At 69.8% G+C, this 1,711-nt stretch carries 3 protein-coding genes and 1 pseudogene; all 4 read left to right on the forward strand.

The genetic code is table 11. The features are described from left to right. Positions 1 to 307, forward strand: a pseudogene (locus WH07_RS41610) (ATP-binding protein); the annotation flags it as partial. Between the two features lie 7 nt (positions 308 to 314). After that, positions 315 to 725, forward strand: coding sequence for a roadblock/LC7 domain-containing protein (locus tag WH07_RS34210; protein WP_046508796.1), 411 nt, complete (start codon positions 315 to 317; stop codon positions 723 to 725). Next, positions 722 to 1,093, forward strand: a complete 372-nt coding sequence (locus WH07_RS34215) for a DUF742 domain-containing protein (RefSeq protein ID WP_046508797.1) — start codon at positions 722 to 724, stop codon at positions 1,091 to 1,093. Before WH07_RS34210 ends, WH07_RS34215 begins: the two co-directional genes overlap by 4 nt. Beyond that, on the forward strand, positions 1,071 to 1,679 hold the full coding sequence (locus tag WH07_RS34220; RefSeq protein WP_046508798.1) for a GTP-binding protein: 609 nt from the start codon (positions 1,071 to 1,073) through the stop codon (positions 1,677 to 1,679). Before WH07_RS34215 ends, WH07_RS34220 begins: the two co-directional genes overlap by 23 nt. Positions 1,680 to 1,711 lie beyond the last annotated feature (32 nt).

Here is a 1,711-nt window from a genome sequence, read left to right on the forward strand (position 1 = left end):
TTCCAGCCCTGTGAACCCCGACCCGGTGACACCCGGCCCGACGGCCTCCGAAACCCCCGCCCAGGGGACGCCCGCCGCCCCCCGGCGGGGATCGGGGCGACTGCCCCAGCGCCGCTCACGACGCGGCGAATACGCTCCGGCGGCCGAGGCGGCGCCCTCCGCCACACCGCCGCCGGGCACACCGGAACAGGCCGGCAACTGGATGGAGCAGTTCTTCGAGGGCGGCCGGCCCGCGCCGGCGTCCGGCTCCCTCCCGATCGAGGGCCATGACGGCCCGTCCTCCCCCACATCCGAACGGAAGGACTGAACTGAGCATGAGCTACGTGGAGAACCCGGAGCAACGCGGCTGGATGATCGCCGATGTCGCCGTGGTGCCCGGGGTCAGAGAAGTCATCGTCTTCAGCGCCGACGGACTGCTGCTGGCCAGCTCCGAGGGCATGAACCGGAACTCCGCCGACCGGTTGTCGGCGAACTGTTCCGGCCTCCAGTCCCTCGCCCGCAGCCTGGGCCGGGAGTTCGGCGAGGACGGCGGGGCCGTGCATCAGCAGATGGTGGAGTTCAACGGAGGCTTTCTCTTCATGCGCAGCGCCAACGGAGCCCATCTCGCCGTGGTGACCGGACCCGTGGTGGACCCGAAGCTGGTGGCCCGGCAGATGCAGGCGCAGGTGCAGAAGATCGGCGCCGGGAATCTGAGCAGTCCGCCGCGACAGGAATCGGCTCGGTGACCGGTCCCGGGAACGAGGGCGAGTACGGGTCCGGCGCGTTACGCCCGTACGTCATCACCAGGGGACGGTCCCGGCCCTCGCGCAACACCGTGGGGGTGGAGACCCTGCTCATCGCGGCCGATCCGCCCTGCGAACTGCCGGTCTCCGCGACCCGGGAGGAGCGCGCCCTCGTCCGGATGTGCGAGCGGCTGCTCTCCCTGGTGGAGGCGTCCGCCCATCTCGAACTGCCGGTGAGTCTGGTGAAGGTGCTGGCCTCCGATCTCGTCGACAGCGGCCATCTGTCCGCGCGCTCCGGCGTCCCCCAGGCCGTGCAGCCCGACCCGCAACTGCTTCAGGAGGTACTGGATGGTCTCCGTCGGCTCCGCTGACCGCTATTTGCCCGACACTGTCCAGCAGGCTGTGAAGATCCTGATCGTGGGCGCGTTCGGCGTCGGGAAGACCACACTGGTCGGCTCGGTCAGCGAGATCGAGCCGCTGCGCACCGAGGAGGTGATGACCGAGGCGAGTGTCGGCGTGGACGATCTGGCCGGGATGTCCACCAAGACCACCACCACGGTCGCCATGGACTTCGGCCGGGTCACGCTCAACTCCCGGCTGGTGCTCTATCTGTTCGGAACTCCGGGACAGCGGCGGTTCTGGGATCTGTGGGAGGGGCTGGCGGAGGGCGCCCTCGGGGTGCTCGTCCTGGTCGACACCCGGAGGCTGGAGGACAGCTTCGACGTACTGGAGCAACTGGAGCTGCGCGGACTGCCGTTCGCGGTCGCGGTCAACCAGTTCCCGGACAGCGAGGAGTACGCCACGCGGGAACTGCGGCGCGCGCTCGACCTGTTGCCGGAGACACCGGTGGTGATGTGCGACGCGCGTGAGCGGGCTCCTTCGGTGGACGCCCTGATCAGCCTGGTCGAGTATGTGTCCGCCGCCGGTACGGTGCCCGCCAAGGAGACCGTCTCATGACCCCGTCCGCCCCTTCTTCCCCGGTCTCCCCC

Origin of the sequence: Streptomyces odonnellii (genome assembly GCF_000981895.1) — a bacterium.
Lineage (GTDB): Bacteria > Actinomycetota > Actinomycetes > Streptomycetales > Streptomycetaceae > Streptomyces > Streptomyces odonnellii.

Bases quoted from the DNA above. Each gene is read 5' to 3' on its own strand.
- WH07_RS34210 (WP_046508796.1), top strand. From the start codon at position 315: ATGAGCTACGTGGAGAACCCGGAGCAACGCGGCTGGATGATCGCCGAT.
- WH07_RS34220 (WP_046508798.1), top strand. From the start codon at position 1,071: ATGGTCTCCGTCGGCTCCGCTGACCGCTATTTGCCCGACACTGTCCAG.